The sequence below is a fragment of the Microcystis sp. M_QC_C_20170808_M9Col genome, from assembly GCF_007095495.1.
GTDB lineage: Bacteria > Cyanobacteriota > Cyanobacteriia > Cyanobacteriales > Microcystaceae > Microcystis > Microcystis aeruginosa.
Window position 1 is genome coordinate 42,650 of the sequence record NZ_SFBZ01000268.1, and the last position, 16,705, is coordinate 59,354.

General features: G+C 42.8%; 13 protein-coding genes and 1 pseudogene. 4 read left to right on the forward strand and 10 right to left on the reverse strand.

Features of this window, described 5'->3' with window-relative positions; genetic code table 11:
- The first annotated feature begins 52 nt into the window (after positions 1–52).
- Positions 53–589, forward strand: coding sequence for a metal-binding protein (locus EWV68_RS16560; protein ID WP_061432401.1), 537 nt, complete (start codon positions 53–55; stop codon positions 587–589).
- A 239-nt stretch (positions 590–828) separates the two neighbouring features.
- Here the strand turns inward: EWV68_RS16560 and EWV68_RS16565 are convergent, their stop codons facing one another.
- From EWV68_RS16565 to pipX, 5 genes are all read right to left on the reverse strand, one after another.
- A complete protein-coding gene (locus tag EWV68_RS16565) occupies positions 829–2,349 on the reverse strand; it encodes an ArnT family glycosyltransferase (RefSeq protein ID WP_061432400.1) in 1,521 nt (506 codons plus the stop codon).
- Between the two features lie 217 nt (positions 2,350–2,566).
- Positions 2,567–3,379 carry a pyrroline-5-carboxylate reductase gene (gene proC, locus EWV68_RS16570; protein ID WP_287170447.1) on the reverse strand — a complete coding sequence of 271 codons (813 nt, stop codon included), beginning with the start codon at positions 3,377–3,379 and terminating at the stop codon, positions 2,567–2,569.
- Positions 3,380–3,511: 132 nt separating this feature from the next.
- A complete protein-coding gene (locus tag EWV68_RS16575; protein ID WP_061432398.1) occupies positions 3,512–4,084 on the reverse strand; it encodes a cell division protein SepF in 573 nt (190 codons plus the stop codon).
- 321 nt (positions 4,085–4,405) lie between these two features.
- Positions 4,406–5,065, reverse strand: a complete 660-nt coding sequence (locus tag EWV68_RS16580; protein WP_061432397.1) for a YggS family pyridoxal phosphate-dependent enzyme — start codon at positions 5,063–5,065, stop codon at positions 4,406–4,408.
- Positions 5,066–5,068: 3 nt separating this feature from the next.
- The gene (pipX, locus tag EWV68_RS16585) at positions 5,069–5,341 is read right to left on the reverse strand and encodes a transcriptional coactivator PipX (protein ID WP_002796317.1); all 273 of its coding nucleotides are present in this window, start codon (positions 5,339–5,341) and stop codon (positions 5,069–5,071) included.
- Between the two features lie 507 nt (positions 5,342–5,848).
- Between pipX and EWV68_RS16590 the strand changes: the two genes are divergently transcribed.
- On the forward strand, positions 5,849–7,390 hold the full coding sequence (locus EWV68_RS16590) for an NAD(P)H-quinone oxidoreductase subunit N (RefSeq protein ID WP_287170448.1): 1,542 nt from the start codon (positions 5,849–5,851) through the stop codon (positions 7,388–7,390).
- 93 nt (positions 7,391–7,483) lie between these two features.
- Here the strand turns inward: EWV68_RS16590 and EWV68_RS16595 are convergent, their stop codons facing one another.
- The 3 genes and pseudogenes from EWV68_RS16595 to ychF form a co-directional block, all read right to left on the reverse strand.
- Positions 7,484–7,735 (reverse strand): hypothetical protein, encoded by a 252-nt coding sequence (locus EWV68_RS16595; RefSeq protein WP_287170449.1) that lies wholly within the window; start codon positions 7,733–7,735, stop codon positions 7,484–7,486.
- Between the two features lie 565 nt (positions 7,736–8,300).
- Positions 8,301–10,428, reverse strand: a pseudogene (locus tag EWV68_RS16600) (N-6 DNA methylase).
- A 370-nt stretch (positions 10,429–10,798) separates the two neighbouring features.
- A complete protein-coding gene (ychF, locus tag EWV68_RS16605) occupies positions 10,799–11,890 on the reverse strand; it encodes a redox-regulated ATPase YchF (RefSeq protein WP_287170461.1) in 1,092 nt (363 codons plus the stop codon).
- Positions 11,891–12,467: 577 nt separating this feature from the next.
- On the opposite strand from ychF, the gene EWV68_RS16610 reads away from it, so the two are divergent.
- Together EWV68_RS16610 and EWV68_RS16615 are read left to right on the forward strand one after the other, a co-directional pair.
- Positions 12,468–14,501: an elongation factor G gene (locus EWV68_RS16610; protein ID WP_287170450.1), complete on the forward strand. Its 2,034-nt coding sequence runs from the start codon at positions 12,468–12,470 to the stop codon at positions 14,499–14,501.
- 162 nt (positions 14,502–14,663) lie between these two features.
- The gene (locus tag EWV68_RS16615; RefSeq protein ID WP_061432392.1) at positions 14,664–15,890 is read left to right on the forward strand and encodes a dicarboxylate/amino acid:cation symporter; all 1,227 of its coding nucleotides are present in this window, start codon (positions 14,664–14,666) and stop codon (positions 15,888–15,890) included.
- 118 nt (positions 15,891–16,008) lie between these two features.
- Here the strand turns inward: EWV68_RS16615 and EWV68_RS16620 are convergent, their stop codons facing one another.
- Positions 16,009–16,281, reverse strand: a complete 273-nt coding sequence (locus EWV68_RS16620; RefSeq protein WP_155726701.1) for a type II toxin-antitoxin system RelE family toxin — start codon at positions 16,279–16,281, stop codon at positions 16,009–16,011.
- A 58-nt stretch (positions 16,282–16,339) separates the two neighbouring features.
- Complete coding sequence (locus EWV68_RS16625; RefSeq protein WP_061432391.1) at positions 16,340–16,522, reverse strand: hypothetical protein; 183 nt, start codon at positions 16,520–16,522, stop codon at positions 16,340–16,342.
- Positions 16,523–16,705: the final 183 nt, after the last annotated feature.

Sequence of the window (16,705 nt, forward strand, 5' to 3'; positions counted from 1 at the left end):
ATATATTTTCAAAAAAGTATATTATTTTTTTGAGCGAGTTAATTTTTTTCCGATGCCCTCTGGTCGAACTCACGATCGCATTACCCTAATTCTGCTGCCACCGATTGCGGGGGCGAGTTTTTTGGTCAGTGGCAGTGGAAAATTAACCCTATTACTGTTGGCCAGTTATTTGTTTAGCGGATTTCTGTTTGGACCGGATCTTGACATCCACTCGGTACAATACAAACGTTGGGGTTATCTGCGCTGGTTGTGGCTACCCTACCGTTCCATGATCCGTCATCGCGGTTGGTTATCCCACGGTTTATTGATCGGCACAATTTTTCGGTTATTTTACTTCGGTAGTTTTCTTTTACTAGCGGCGATCGTCATCATTCCGATCCTGCAAAGTTTCTGGGGTATAGACTGGGATTGGCGACTGTGGCCGCAGCAAGCGATCGCATTATGGCAACAGTATCCCCGGGTAGCGATCGCTATTTTCCTAGGTTTAGAATTAGGGGCGATGAGTCATAGTTGTAGTGATTGGATCGGATCGGCCTACAAACGTTCTCGAAAAGTGGCTCAAAAACCGGTAAAAAAGAAAAAACGTTAATAGTCCCCGTCCACAATTTCTCATTAGGGTTTGCGGCAAAAAGTTGTTCGTGGGGGCAGGGTGTGGGGTGTGGGGTGTGGGGTGTAGGGTGTAGGGTTTTAGCGATTTTGAGGGGGTCAATTACCTAATTTTCAGGGAAAAAGTACCTGAAGCCGATCACTCCCAGATCTGGTACTTTTTGATTGACAAAAAGTCTAAAAGTCTTACCCAACAAGGTTTTTAGATTTATTCAGCAAGCCCTAATTAGCCTTACTTTTATATTCTTGCCAAGTTTTCGGACTGATAAAGAGAGTTCCTTTTTCTTGCTTGTCGGGAAACTGGATATAATTTTTCTCTAAATAATCCTTGAGTTTTGGTGATTGCAGAAATTCCTTTTCAAATCGATAGAGAAAAACCAAATCGGGCTGTCTTTTTTCGATAACTTCTAGGATAAAATTCCCATCAAGATTCTGATTGATAAATCTCTTTCTGGTGATTACAGCAGTTTCTGGGGGTGTGTTCAAGAAATATTTATATATGTAGTGAGGATTATCGGTTAACAGAAGTTTATCGGAGTTTTTAAATTTTTCAAACACAGCTTCTGCTAAAAGAGGTTGATACCTTTTATTAGCTTGAATGTAGGCATTAATTCCTGGATCACGATTGGTGATTATTCTTAAGGTATTAAAGAGAAATTGACCAGACAGGGGTAGAAAAATTAGCATTTTGAGAACTAATTCCTGGGTTATTTTTCGATTTTGCCTAAATTCCCCGAGACTACCACTAATCTTTAACTGTTCGACAAATAAGGCAATTATCCAAACGGCAGGAATAATTAAGTGGACATAATAATGAGTCCAAATTGGGGCAACTGTGGCAAATCTAAATAGATTAGAACCTAACCAGACCAACGGCGGTAAAAGTGGTATTATATTGCGGGTAAAAACCATCGCTATAATAGCGATTACTGTGACGATCAGATAAATTGGTTCGTACTTTAGGGCGCTTTGTAAGAGAGTCCATAAGGTGAGATTTTCTTGAGCGAAACTAGCGGCAACACTGACATGAGATTTAATGATATTTGCGTAGGAAAAAGGAAAAATAGTCAGGGAACCCAAGACAAAGACTAAAACGACAGCGACTGACCAAATAACAATATCAATGATTCTTTTAATAAAACTATTCTGTTGATTAAGAAAAATAATTAAAGCTACAGTTGGGATAATAGTAATGCCTGCAAGTTTAATTTGCAGGGAAAAAACGAAAGCAATGGCGCTGAGTAAATACAGCCCATACTTAAGCTTACCCGTGAATTGAAGGGCTTTAAAGATAATAAAAATACTTAAGATTGTAAAAAAAAGTGAGGGTAATTCCCGCAACATTGTCGTTGACAGGTTAATATACACTGGAGAGGTTGAGAGAATGAATACTGATAAACAAGAGGCCAATATTCCGCAATTAACTCTCAGAATTAGATAAAAAATTACTAACATAATTGTGGACAAAGAAAGCACCATAAGGCGGGCGGCATAGAGAGTAAATCCTGTCACGCTTAACCAACCATTTAGTAAAAGAGATAAACCCGATAAATGATCGTGCCAAACTTGTTCGTAGAGATGATAACCTTGTTTAGTGACGTAGGCAAGTACCATGGCCACCGCTTCATCAAAATTAAGGATATAGGGATAATGAAGCGGGACTTTCCAGAAAACAATTCCTAGGAAAAAAACAGCAATGGCAATTAATGCCATTAAATCAAAACGATAAGATTTCTTATTCATAACTTTTTCTGGACAAGAATTGCTGCGTATCTTATCACAGATTGAGACACCAGTTAAGTAGATGGTTATAATTAAATTAAAAATGGATTTTAGGTTCGATCCCCCCTGCCCCCCTTGATAAGGGGGGTGCCGATAGGCGGGGGGATCCCCCTTGATAAGGGGGGTGTCTGATAATTTTTAACCCCTACCTAATTATGGATTAAAAAAGATACAAAGATTACTTTTCAGAACTACGCCCTAAATCTTTAGATCTATGATAGGCCGCCACCACTGCTTCGATAATAGTCGATCGAAAAGAGCCTTTTTCTAATTGTCTCACCCCGGCAATCGTCGTTCCCCCGGGGCTAGTGACGCGATCCTTTAATTCTCCCGGATGTATGGCCGATTCTTTTAATAGGGTTGCCGTCCCCAAAACTGTTTCTAGGGCCAATTGAGACGCGATCACTCGCGGTAATCCGGCCGCCACACCACCATCGCTTAAAGCTTCCACCATCAAGGCCACAAATGCCGGGCCCGATCCCGATAATCCCGTTACCGCGTCCATCAAAGCTTCGGGAACTTCCACCACCGTACCGACCGCAGCAAAAATATCTCTGGCTACGGCCAGATGTTCCGGTTCCGCATGACGACCAGGTGCGATCGCTGTAACCCCTTGTCCCACCGTGGCGGGGGTATTGGGCATCGTCCGGATCACAGGGCGATCGGGAAAGCCCATTTCTAAGCGATTGAGGGTAACTCCTGCTAAAATCGAGATAATCAAGGGTTTTTCGGGTATTCCCAGCAAACTATTCACTACTTGCTCTAAAATTTGCGGTTTTATCGCTAAGATTAACACCTCAGTTGCTCTAGCGGCTTCCCGGTTATCCTCACTGACTTGTACTCCGTAGGTATTAACCCAAAAGTTGCGCCGTTGGGATTGGGGTTCACTGACTAACACCGTTTCGGGACTATAAATATTTTTTTTTAATAAACGGCTGAGAATGGCCTCGGCCATCACTCCACCGCCAATAATTCCTAAACGAATAGACACAGTATTATTTAAAGTAAAAAGTAAACAGAAAAAAAGGCAGATTTAGAGGTCTTACCCCCAAAAAAACGCATCCTCTCGAGAATCGATCGATTTCTAGCTTCGACAAACTTAACGAGAGGACTATGGGAGGATTCATTGAGCTAATCGACTGCTTTCGGCTCCCCAAGCAGCTGCGGGGGAAACGGGACGAGCCATTTTCGGGTTGTCGGTGATATCGTGAATAGTTCCGGAAAGGGTGCTAACTTTAACGCAGCTGGGGGTAAATAGGAAAATACTCTCACCGATGCGTTCTTGATGACCATCAATCGCGTAAGTGCCACCGGCGACAAAATCCACGGCTCTTTGTGCTTCTTCGGGATCCATGACGTTGAGGTTTAAAACCACCGATTTGCGTTCTCTCAGGGTTTGGATAACTTGGGGCATTTCCTCGAAGGAATGGGGCTCGATCACGACTACTTCTGCATTGTTGTTGTTAATACCTGGCATACCGATCACGTTGCTTCTGTTGAGTCCCATAGATGTGGCTGTACTGAGATTTAAAGGTTCGCGTTGACGACGATTGAGGGGATCTTCTTCTTCGTTTTGATCCCTATCTTGGGGGGAAGACTTTTCCCAGTTCATTTCTTCGTAGTCGGTTTCGTCTTCGTCTTCTGGTTGTTCGGAGATGCCGACAAAATCTTTGAGTTTGGTAAAAATGTTGTTCACAGTCTAAGGTCCTTCAAAAGATTTTTTTTGGGTGGTCTTGTCTAGAATCGGGGTTATTTTAGTGGCCTTTAGCAACTTTTGCTCTCACTTGGTACAGGAGAACTGTTTTGTTAAGGGTTCCTCATTCTAGTCGTCTGGAGGCAGCGGTTAGTTCCCTCTTTTCAGGTATCAGTTATCAGGGGATAGTTTTCAGGGATTGGGAAAAAGTCAATTCCTCATTTCTAACCACCATTTTCTAGACTAGACGCTGTAATTTTAAGATATATTGTCACCGATTATTAAAATTTCTAGGGTTTTTTTCTGTAAATTTACGGAGATGGTTCAGTAAATGCGATCGCCGAAGATGCCAGTTCCCACCCGGATCAAAGTGGCTCCGGCCTTGATAGCCAGAGGATAATCGTTAGACATCCCCATGGATAGATGAGGCAGGCATAAACTAGAACTATTCTCGATTATTTGGGCTAAATCGCTGGTTTTTTCAAAGGCGGCTAACTTTTCCCCGGCGGATAATCCCTGGGGCAGAATTGTCATCAAACCTTGAATTTTTAGCTGTTGACAGTTGACTAAAGCGGGAATATCTGCTAGTAATTCGTCTGTGTCCCAACCGAACTTATCGGGATCGGGGACAACTTTCACCTGTAGCAAAACTTGGGGATTAATCTCTAATTCCGCCGCTAGGCGATCGAGTCTTTGGGCTAATTTTAAACTATCGAGGGAATGGATTAAATCAAAAGATTCTAGGACTTTGCGGGCTTTATTTGCCTGTAGATGCCCGATAAAGTGCCAATAAATATCTGGGAGGTCTTTTAGTTCTTGCTGCTTCGAGATTGCTTCCTGTAGCTTACTTTCAGCAAAATCTCTCACTCCTGCCCGGTAAGCTTGACGGATATAATCGCTCGATACCTGTTTACTGACGGCAATCAGGCGCGTGGAGGGGGGTAGGGTAAGACGGATTGACTCGATACGACTAGCGATCGTCATGAACTAGACTGAAAAGGTTTGTTGATAAGTTTGGTTGAGACTGTTAAATTCTTGCATATTACTGCGCCGTCGCAAATTCCGCAGCCGGTTTTCCACTAAAAGACGAGCATCGGAACGACTAATCGGATCGAACGAGACTTTTTTGGGTCCCACCGTCACCAGAAAAAAAAGACGTTGGGCATAAAGAGTGGTGAATAATTCCTGATGTTCTTCTAATAGACACACTCTGTATAATAGACCGAAAGTGGGATGATTGAGATAGGTTTCGTTACTCATTCAAGCGATCGCTAAAGGAAAAGGATTGAGCGAACTAGAAAGTTTTTCAACAACAAAATCAAGCGGATGGCTCACAAACAACTGATTTTTCGGGGGTTTCCCTAGCCTGATTTTACCAGAATCCTTCAATGACAACTAACGATGCCAGTCTATGTCATGATTTCCTGATGTTTCACTTTTTCCCTGTTAACTTGGATACATCTCGGTGACAACTTCTCAAAATCAGAAATTAGCTCTGCTGCAAAAATCAAAGATTTTCCCTTAGCTGGGGAGACGAGGAGACAGGAGGAGTAAAAAGACAATAGATAATCATCCTACCCATAAAAGCTAAGATTATGTCAAATTTATCTGGGTTTTTAGATATTTTGACCCGATAGCTGCGATCAGTGAACTGAAAACTCACACCTGATCACTGATAACTGATAACTGATCACTGAATCACTGATGAAATGCCCTAAGCTTGTATTAAGCCTTTTTTAACTTCAAATTCCTTTAACCTCAATCAATATGGATTTTTCTAGTCTTGTTGCCAGTCAGCTAAACGCCGGCGTTATCTGGCCCGAAGGAATCCTGATTATTACCCTGATGGTGATTTTAATCGGCGATTTAATCGTGGGACGGAGTGCCAGAAGTTGGCTGCCCTACGTTGCGATCGCTGGTCTGCTCGCTGCTGTGGCTGCTCTCTATTTTGCCTGGGACAATCCGAAACCATTGGCCTTTTTAGGGGCTTTTGAGGGGGATAATCTCAGTATCGTCTTTAGGGGGATTATTGCTCTTTCTACCGCCTCCACAGTGCTGATGTCTATCCGTTATGTGGAACAAGCGGGAACCTCCCTAGCGGAATTTTTAGCCATTATGCTCACCGCGACCCTCGGGGGAATGTTCCTATCTGGCGCTAGTGAATTGGTGATGATCTTCATCTCCCTAGAAATGCTCAGTATTTCCTCCTATCTAATGACCGGTTACATGAAGCGGGATCCTCGATCGAACGAGGCCGCCTTAAAATACCTGTTAATTGGAGCTTCTAGTTCGGCGATTTTCCTCTATGGTGTTTCCCTTCTCTACGGTTTATCCGGAGGTGAAACCAGTTTAAGTGCCATTGCCCAAAAATTAACCGCTGTTAACGGTGGTCAGTCCCTGGCCTTAGCGATCGCATTAGTGTTTGTGATTGCCGGTATCGCCTTCAAAATTTCGGCGGTTCCCTTTCACCAGTGGACTCCTGATGTGTACGAAGGTTCACCCACTCCCGTGGTGGCTTTCCTCTCGGTGGGTTCCAAAGCGGCCGGTTTTGCCCTAGCAATTCGCCTATTAGTGACGGTTTTCGGTCTAGTGAGCGAACAATGGCGGTTTATCTTTATCGCTCTAGCAATTTTGAGCATGATCCTCGGCAACGTGGTCGCCTTGGCCCAAACTAGCATGAAACGGATGTTAGCCTATTCCTCGATCGGTCAGGCGGGTTTTGTCATGATTGGTTTAACCGCCGGTACTGACGCGGGTTACTCTAGCATGATTTTCTATCTGTTAATTTACCTGTTCATGAACCTAGGGGCTTTTGCCTGTGTGATTCTCTTTGCTCTGAGAACGGGAACCGATCAGATCGCTGAATATTCGGGACTCTACCAGAAAGATCCGCTCCTAACCCTCTGTTTAAGCATCTGTCTGCTCTCTTTGGGGGGAATTCCGCCTCTAGCGGGCTTCTTTGGCAAGATTTATCTATTCTGGGCCGGTTGGCAAGCGGGACTTTATGCCCTCGTCCTCGTTGGTTTAGTCACCAGTGTGGCCTCGATTTACTACTATATCCGTGTGGTCAAAATGATGGTAGTTAAGGAACCCCAAGAGATGTCCGATGCGGTGAAAAATTACCCCGTTATCAATTGGACCCTTACCGGGATGCGTCCCCTACAGGTGGGTATTGTCCTCTCCCTAGTGGCGACTTCCCTGGCCGGTATCCTCTCCAATCCTCTCTTTACCCTAGCGACGGATTCCGTCACCACTACCCCCATCCTACAATCGGCGGCCCTGGTGACGCACATTTCCCGAGCAAATTGAGAATCTCTGTTGATTTATCCCAAGTATCCTAGTCCTGTCTTAAGGTTGGGATAAATCAACCACCTTATACCAAATCCGTTTTTAATAGTGTGATTAACTCTCAATTTGTTCTAAAATAGAGGCTAAAATATCTGGAGTTAATCCGTTAGCTTCTGCTTCATCACTAGCTTGATCCATAATTGGTGATAATCTTGCCACTGCTTTTTGACGATATTTTTCTAATTCTAATTGAATAGTTTCAGTTAATTTGTTTTCTATGTTCCCTCGGTCATTGGGTTTAATTTTAGCGTAATATCTAGCAATTTCTAAAGGAACTTGAATAGTGATTTCTGTCTTGCTATTCATGGTAAGTAGCTGGTTATAATTAAATTAAAAATCGATTTTAGGTTCGATCCCCCCTTAATCCCCCCTTGATAAGGGGGGTGTCGATCCCCCCTGCCCCCCTTGATAAGGGGGGTGTCTGATAATTTTTAACGCCTACCTACTTAATTGATTGTTCTTTTTACTTTTAACAGACCTCTATTGTAGCACAAAATCACCATACTCATTGAATTTGACTCTATTGATGTAAAAGTTGCCATTCGATCAAAAAAATCAATAAATAGGGCTTGCTGAAAAAGTACGGGCGAAGCATTCGGATAGAAAATCTACGGTTTCACCGATAGGTTATTGCTCGAATGCTTCGCCCCTACAGGACGCGGGCCGATGAAGACGCAAGGTTTTGAAGCACGATTGTATCAAAAGTTACAATTTAATAATTCTTTACATTCTTCTCCCCGACTAGCGACTGATACTAAATCCGTTGAGTATAGGCTACATATCAGGACAGGCAAAAGGGGGAATAGATAATCAGTTTTTAATAACCGGATTTAGTATTAAGACTTTTTCTAAGCTTAACCTGCTTTTTGCCTTACTCAAATTGGCCAAGTAGAAGACTCATTTCGTTAACAACATTCTCACTTGCCTTTAACGCTTCTTTTCTAATTGCTTGAATTTCGGTCATACTTTTTGCTATTCTCTGCTGTTCAGATTGGGGTGGAATAGGCACTAAAACTTTAGACAAATCATCTACTAAAATAGTAGGAATAGCATGACCTGTCATGTACCTTTTAACCTGACGCAAAAAAAAGTCTGTTCGCATATATACTAATAAAAACAAAGGCTCGACTCCCTGAATATTTCTTAATACTGAAAATCCATTTGAGCAAATTGCCCCGTCTTCATCTTCTGTGATTAGGGCTGTTGCTTGGCGTGGACTTCCCGTGCTTGCTCCTGAAATTGCTGTAATAATATCACCTTTGTACAATCTATAAGTTGCGCGAGATGGGGCCTCGTGTGCCTTAATTATTTGTTGAGAAACAACTTGCATTGTACGATAATCAACATCGGAAATAGCGATATATCTAATTTCACTGTCCCTAGCTAAACGAAAATCAGCCGCATCTCTCAAAATATCGGCAATTTCACCTAAAGGTTTCGCTCCAATAGATTTTAGATGTTCTAATAATTTTTGGTCATTGGGTAAATAATGTTCGGCATCCAGTCTCGAATTGAGCAGGGTATTCTTAACTGTATAAATACAATCGCTGTTTTGTGCAAATTCGCCATTGATAAATGACCTAAAAGAGTGAGAAATATCATCTATAGCGTTTCTGATTCACAAGAGGTACATTCCCGATCCTGAACAGCTTAATCAGCAAAGGTTTAAGCGTGCCGCACAGATGCGAGAACTGCTATATATCATCGTCAACTATTGGCAAACCTGATTTTGTTCGGGCTATAACTCCCGACTCGTTGCGCTTATATATTGTTTGTCCTTTAACGTCATAGCCTATTTTTTTGATTTGTGCCATAAAACAAGAATCATGGTTTGCTGGTAATTTTTGAACTACTAAAAGTGATGTTTTGATTCCAGTGCCGTAGGGTACAAAGGCTTCCGGCGGTATGGAAACAACACCTAATATTTTTGTTTGGGAGCGCAACCAATGCCGAATCGGTCCATTAGAGATATTTTGTAATAAACCATCGGGCAGAATAATCGCCATGCGCCCACCTGCGCGCAATAATTTTATAGATTTCTCAATAAATAAAATATCGGGCGACTGACCCGCTAAAACGGTTGGGGAAACTTCCCAACCATTGGACGCTGATTTATGCCATTTCCGGGCAAGAAGATATGATTTAAGAATTTTCTGGTCTTCTACTTTGCCTTTATTTCCGAAAGGAGGATTGGTCAAGATAACATCAAAAGAATTATTTAATTTTTCATCTTCGATAAGCGCATTAGTGCAGATAATTTCTGAACCTGTGCCACCTTCAAAAACTAAACGAATCATTCCCGAAAGGGCGACATCAGGATTAAATTCAATTCCTGTAATACTTTCTTGCACAAAACTTGCTATATTGAACTCTGGATTATTTTGTCGAACATGGTTTATTGCTTGAATTAAAAAACCACCACTTCCGCAAGCAGGATCTATAATTTTTTCGTTTGGTTTGGGGTCTATCATTTCAACCGCAAGGCGTACAATTGGGTGAGGGGTAAAAAATTCTCCCCTATCTCCACGCTGGTGTCTATTTACAAAAGTCTGAAAGGCTTCCCCTTTTATATCGCCAGATGTTTTAGTTAAATTAATGTACTGTAACCTGCCTACAATATAAGCAAGAGTCAAAGGTTTTAACTTGAATGTGTCATCGGTGAAAAATCCCCGATAATGATTCTTGATTGAGGTAAATAATTGACAGAGACGCAACATAAATTCATCGTACTTATTTGCTACGATGGCTTTATATTCACTTGCTGTAACGCCAAAATTTACAGATTGCTTGGCAGATTTTTCATCATGAAGTTTGATGATGATTAGTTTAACCATCTCGTGAAAAATCTTGTCTTTGAGCATTCCTTCGTTGGCGTAAATATAATTATGGCACTCTTCAAAAACTGCGGAAAGATTGTTAGAAGGTCGTAATTCCTGAATTTGCGGGAGTTTTTCAGGTAACAGGCTGTCTTCAGAAAATAACAATCCTTGCTCTTTCATTTACTGCGCTTGATTTGAATGTTTTCTGTTGCGGGTTGTTGAATAGATAGAATATTTTTAGCCTTGACTGCATTCCTAGCAAACCAGTCTTTTAGTGGACAGGGATCATCGCCATCTTGATTAAACAAGAACTTGCCCCTATACTCTAATTATAGAATATAAATTAGAGGATGTCAAGAGATAAAAAATTCAGTTTAATGTTAACCAAAGTGAGTAAAAAAAGCTGAGAGATTGTTTAGGGCAGAAATCTTGAGGGATTATATCAAAACATTGAGCATGACTGAATAAATTCAGTCATGCTCTCCTGTTATTTTAGTAAGATTGTTTAGCTTTTTGATCAGGTGGCGGCGCTCACCTGATTTATTTTTAGCTATACATTAAAACGGAATAGTAAAACATCACCCTCTTGAACAATGTATTCCTTGCCTTCACTTCTGACTAAACCTTTTTCTTTAGCAGCGCTCATCGTGCCACTATTAACTAAATCCTGATAAGACACAGTTTCCGCACGAATAAAACCCCGTTCAAAATCCGAGTGAATAACTCCGGCTGCCTGGGGTGCTTTCATCCCAGAAATAATCGTCCATGCGCGGGTTTCTTGGGGTCCAGTGGTGAGATAGGTACGCAGTCCTAATAACTCGTAGGTAGCTTTAATTAAAGATTTTAATCCCCCTTCTTCTACTCCTAAAGAACCGAGAAAATCTTTTCTTTCTTCCTCCGACAATTCCACTAATTCCGATTCTACTTGAGCAGAAACGATCACAACTTTTGCCTGTTCCTCTTGGGCAATTTGACGGACACTTTCTACCCAATCATTACCCGTGGCCAGATCATCTTCGCTCACATTAGCGGCATAAATAATCGGTTTACGACTCAATAAACCGAGATTTTTAATTAATTCTTCTTCCTCTTTGCTTAAATCCACTTTTCGCACCGAAATACCGTCATTAAGACAAATTAGGATTTTTTCAAGGATAGCCAATTCTTCGGCGGCTTCCTTGCTATTTTTCGCCTGTTTGCGTAAACGTTCCACCCGCTTCTCCACCTGTCCCAAATCCGCTAGAGCTAACTCTAGATTAATGACCTCGATATCCCGGGCCGGATCCACGGACCCAGAAACATGAATAATATCATCATTATCAAAACAGCGCACCACATGAACGATCGCGTCCACTTCCCGGATATTAGCCAAAAATTGATTACCCAATCCTTCCCCGCGACTCGCACCCTTGACTAATCCGGCGATATCGACAAATTCAATCCGCGTCGGCACGATTTTCTCAGAATTAGAGATTTTAGCCAAAACCTCCAGACGTTCATCGGGGACGGATACCACACCCACATTCGGTTCAATGGTACAAAAGGGGAAATTAGCGGCCTCGGCCTTGGCATTAGCCACCAGAGCGTTAAATAGGGTCGATTTACCCACATTTGGCAGTCCCACGATTCCAGCTTTTAACATAAAAATTGCTTGATAAACATCATCCCGACCTCTCACTATATCAGGCTGCATCTCGTTTTTGTGAATCCGGTTGATGAGAAAGACTCTCGATAGTCAACAGCTTAGTTAACATTTGCTGAAAAAATTTTTCCTGGAGGTAGGAGACTCCGATTCAGGAGACTCCGATTCAGGAGACAGGAGATTATTTTTATTTATTCTCCCCATTTCCCCATTTCCCCATTTCCCCATTTCCCCATTTCCCCACACCCCACACCCCACACCCCACACCCCACACCCACGAAAAACTTATTTAGCAAACCCTAGTTAACATTTATTCAAGTTCCTTAACTAAAAGTAGGCGAGACTTTACAAGAGATTGCGAGAATGGGATGTGATGCTTGAGACTGAGTTAGGGTGAAGAGTAAGAAAGAATACACTGGTAGCACTGGGCAAAATTATGGCAAGACAGGCCTTTCGCTTCTAACTACGTCCTGAGAGTAATTTTCAGTGCTATGACAGTATATTTCCTAGGGCGATCGAGTGTAAATATCGCCCAATCGCCGCAACTAATCACTAAATCATTCTTGGGGGTATCTGTATGAATCAAAGTATCGGAGCAAACACCCGTAATGTGGCCCTTGTCGGCCCCTACTCCAGTGGAAAAACCTCCTTACTGGAAAGTTTACTTTTCGTAACAGGAGCCATCACCAGAAAAGGTAAAATTAGCGATCGCAATACCGTCGGTGATAGTTCCACGCAAGCGCGGGATCGACAGATGAGTGTAGAAGTTTCCGTTGCCCATAGTCAATACCAAGACCTAAATTTTACCTTTCTCGATTGCCCCGGTTCGATCGAATTTGCCAGTGAAACCTATAATGCCCTCGTCGGGGCCGGTGCTGCTATTATCGTTTGTGAACCGGTGGTCGATCGAGTTCTCACCCTGGCTCCCTTGCTAAAATTCCTCGATGATTGGGAAATTCCGCATCTAATCTTCATCAACAAGATGGATCGCTGTAATAGTCACTTTAACGAAGTCCTACAAGCTCTCAAATCCGTTTCTAGTCGTCCCCTCGTTCCCCAGCAATATCCTATCCGTCAGAACAACGAAATTATCGGATTTATCGATTTAATCAACGAACAGGCTTATCATTACCATGCTAACAGTCCCGCCGACCCTGTAGCTTTACCCGACCACCTCAAGGAAGAAGAACAGATCGCTCGACAAGAAATGCTGGAAACGATCGCCGAATTTGATGATCATCTTTTAGAAGAACTCCTCGAAGATATTAACCCCTCCCGGGAAGAAATTCTCCAAGACTTAAAACAAGAACTGGGAGCCGATCAGATAGTACCTGTGTTCTTCGGTATGGCGGAACGGGACTATGGTGTGCGTCATCTCCTCACCGCTTTAGTGGAAGAAACACCGGCCCCGACAATTACTGCCAACCGTCGCGGTCTCGATCCCAGTGCGGATGGAGATGCAGTGGTACAAATCCTCAAAACCTATTTTACTCCCCAGGGCGGTCGCCTGTCCCTAGCGCGAATCTGGCAGGGAACCCTTAACGATGGCATGGCCTTGAACGGTGTGCGGATTGGTGGTATCTATCGTCTCATGGGACAACAACAACAACCCTTACAGCAGGCCCAAGCGGGGGAAATTGTCGCTCTCGGTCGTTTGGAGGGAATCGCCACCGGAGACGTGGTGAGCAGCGGCAGTCAAAAACCCGATCTTCCCAAAGGTTTACAACTCAAACCCGTCTTTGCCTTGGCCATTGCTGCCGCCAATCGCAAGGATGAAGTGAAATTAAGTTCAGCTTTGACAAAACTGATCGAAGAAGATCCTTCCCTCTACTGGGAACAACACGGTGATACTAAAGAAGTGATTCTTTGGGGACAGGGAGAAATTCATCTGCAAGTGGCTCTCGATCGCCTAGCACGCAAGTATAATTTACCGATGACCACCCATTTACCCCAAGTTCCCTACAAGGAAACGATCAAGGCCAGCACCAAATCCCACGGACGTTATAAACACCAAACCGGCGGCCACGGTGCTTTTGGTGATGTGTATCTCGATATTAAACCCTTGGCTCGGGGGGAAGGTTTCCACTTCCATGAAACCATCGTCGGTGGTGTCGTCCCCAAACAGTATATCCCTGGGGTGGAAACGGGAGTGCGGGAATATCTCGGTCATGGTCCTTTGGGTTTCCCCGTGGTGGATATCGATGTTACTCTCACCGATGGTTCCTATCACAGTGTCGATAGTTCCGAACAAGCTTTTAAACAAGCGGCCCGTCTAGCGATGACGGAAGGACTGCCTAAATGTCATCCGGTCTTATTAGAACCAATTCTATCGGTGACAGTTCTCGCTCCCTCAGAATACACCGCCAAGGTTTTGCAGTTAATCAGTGGTAAACGCGGTCAAATTCAGGGTTTTGAAGCTTCTGCGGAGTGGAAAGGTTGGGATCAGGTAACGGCCCATCTCCCCCAAGCGGAAATGCACGATTTTATCGTTGAATTGCGTTCTTTGACTATGGGTGTCGGTTTCTTCCAGTGGGATGAGGATCACCTGCAAGAAGTGCCGGATAAACTGCGCGATGCGGTTTTAGCTATGCAGGGTAATGGTAACAAGTAAAGTCTTCTTGGCTGTCACTAAAGTAGAGCGATAAATTAGCAAGAGATGGGCTTTTATTGGCTCATCTCTCCCTTTTGTGGCAAAAAATGACAGAAGGGTTCGATGAGATTAGCCTAGTGCTATACTGCCCCAAATTGGTCTCGGAATTCTCAACTTAACGCCATGAATTTATCTACTCTGATCTTAGTCGCCCTGGGTGCGGGAATTGTTTTCGGTGCGCTGCTCAATGGTTTTTTTCCCGCCCTAATCCTACCTTTAGATGACTATATTCTCGCGCCGGTGGGACAGGTTTTTCTGCGCTTAATTCAATTTGTGGTGGTTCCGATCGTTTTTTCTTCCCTTATTTTAGGATTAACCCGGGTACAGAATGCGGCGCGGATCGGTAGATATTTACTCAGATTGATGACTGGCTATCTGCTAACCAGTACACTTGCTCTGTTAATCGGCATGGCCACGGCGTTGCTATTAAAACCGGGGATAGGTTTAGAGGGATTTGCCACTAATGCCGCCATGACCACCAATACACCAGTATCCTTGAGAGATTGGCTGATTAGCTTAATCCCGGTTAATCCCCTAGAAGCTCTTACCGGGGGCAATCTTTTACAGGTAATCGTGACGGGAGTTTTATTTAGTATCGGCATCGGACTGGCCAAAGAGGGGGCAAAACCTTTTATTCTGTTAATAGACAGTCTTTATCTAATCAGCGAGAGAATCCTATCGGTGATTCTTTATCTAGCACCTGTGGGGGTATTTGCTCTGATTGCTTCGGTTATCGCCACTCAGGGATTAGAATTAGTGGCGAGACTTTTTTTCTATGTTTTTGGTCTGTTTTTGGCTAGTGCCTTGATGATTGGGGTGTATGTTTTGCTCCTTTTTGCCCTCAAAGGAGAACCTCGACGCTTTTTTAGCTCTTTATCGGAATCTTTATCCTTAGCTTTCGGTACTGCTAGTTCTAACGCCGCTTTACCCGTGGTTTTGCGGGAAATTCAAGAATACGGTTTACCCGAAGATATCGCCAGTTTCGCTATTCCCTTGGGAACGGTACTAAAACGCGATGGTTCGGCAATTTTACAGGGATTTAATGCTCTTTTTATCGCTCAGGTTTACGGAGTTCCTTTAAGTCCCTCTTTGTTATTAGCGATCGCATTGAGTGGTTTATTGGTTTCTTTTAGTACCCCGGGGGTCCCCGGCAGCGCATTAATTACCATGACTACCGTATTATCAGCAGCGGGTTTACCATTAGAGGGAGTGGCTTTAGTAGCGGGGGTCGATCGCTTGACCGATGGCTTTAAAACCGTGTTAAATGTGATCGGTAATACAGTTAATGCTATCCTGCTCAATTACTGGGAATTAGGAGAAAAGGAAAAATCCCTAGAATCAAAAAACTAGCCTCACCGGTTCTTCGGTTTTTGTTATGCAATGGAGGGGGGTTATAAGGGATGAAACCCTTATATATAAAGACATTGCTTCGATTTTTGCCAATTGTTTTCGATCTAGAACGAGCTAATCAATTAAGTCTCTTGCCAGATAAGGATTTAGTCGATTTATGCCACCCGATCAAACCATACCAAGTAACGAAGAACCCAATTTGATAACGCACTCGATAATCACTGATACGGAGACGGTGTTCCTGTTCAGAATTTTTTAATTTAACAATGCCAGAAGGACAGGGTTCTATTTCCAAACCCTTAATTTTTTCAAGAATACGACCTTTCATAGCATTAGGTAAGTCATCAATCTGTTTTTGTACAGATTTAGAGATTTTAATACTATAACCCATTATGATTTAATCCTTGCTCAAGTATTGTTCAAGGGTCACATAGTCGCCTGATTGATATTCATCCCGAACTTGCTGAAGTTCTGCTAGGGGTTTCCTCATCGTCTTGATAGTAAGCCTCTTCTGCTTGAAAAATTTGTTGTTCTAGTATTTCTAATAATTGTTGTTTTTGCGTTAAGTCAAGGGATTTAATGGCTTCGGTTAGAGATTCAAACGTAATTTTAAGATTGATGGTGGTACTCATGAAATTTCTCCTATTTGGATAAAAAGTTAAATTTTGAGAATTGCTTTAATTTTCATGGTTGGTATAGGTGATCAAGAGTTTCTAATCTTCTTCTAATGTAGCCTGAATTTTTGCTAATCGTTAGTTAATAGAACTTATCCAAGAAACGGGAACCGCTATCACGTCAATGGTTTCGTTATTGTC

Bases quoted from the DNA above. Each gene is read 5' to 3' on its own strand.
- EWV68_RS16560 (WP_061432401.1), top strand. From the start codon at position 53: ATGCCCTCTGGTCGAACTCACGATCGCATTACCCTAATTCTGCTGCCA.
- EWV68_RS16620 (WP_155726701.1), bottom strand. From the start codon at position 16,281: ATGGGTTATAGTATTAAAATCTCTAAATCTGTACAAAAACAGATTGAT.
- pipX (WP_002796317.1), bottom strand. From the start codon at position 5,341: ATGAGTAACGAAACCTATCTCAATCATCCCACTTTCGGTCTATTATAC.
- ychF (WP_287170461.1), bottom strand. From the start codon at position 11,890: ATGTTAAAAGCTGGAATCGTGGGACTGCCAAATGTGGGTAAATCGACC.
- EWV68_RS16590 (WP_287170448.1), top strand. From the start codon at position 5,849: ATGGATTTTTCTAGTCTTGTTGCCAGTCAGCTAAACGCCGGCGTTATC.
- EWV68_RS16565 (WP_061432400.1), bottom strand. From the start codon at position 2,349: ATGAATAAGAAATCTTATCGTTTTGATTTAATGGCATTAATTGCCATT.
- EWV68_RS16625 (WP_061432391.1), bottom strand. From the start codon at position 16,522: ATGAGTACCACCATCAATCTTAAAATTACGTTTGAATCTCTAACCGAA.
- EWV68_RS16595 (WP_287170449.1), bottom strand. From the start codon at position 7,735: ATGAATAGCAAGACAGAAATCACTATTCAAGTTCCTTTAGAAATTGCT.
- EWV68_RS16615 (WP_061432392.1), top strand. From the start codon at position 14,664: ATGAATTTATCTACTCTGATCTTAGTCGCCCTGGGTGCGGGAATTGTT.
- EWV68_RS16610 (WP_287170450.1), top strand. From the start codon at position 12,468: ATGAATCAAAGTATCGGAGCAAACACCCGTAATGTGGCCCTTGTCGGC.
- EWV68_RS16580 (WP_061432397.1), bottom strand. From the start codon at position 5,065: ATGACGATCGCTAGTCGTATCGAGTCAATCCGTCTTACCCTACCCCCC.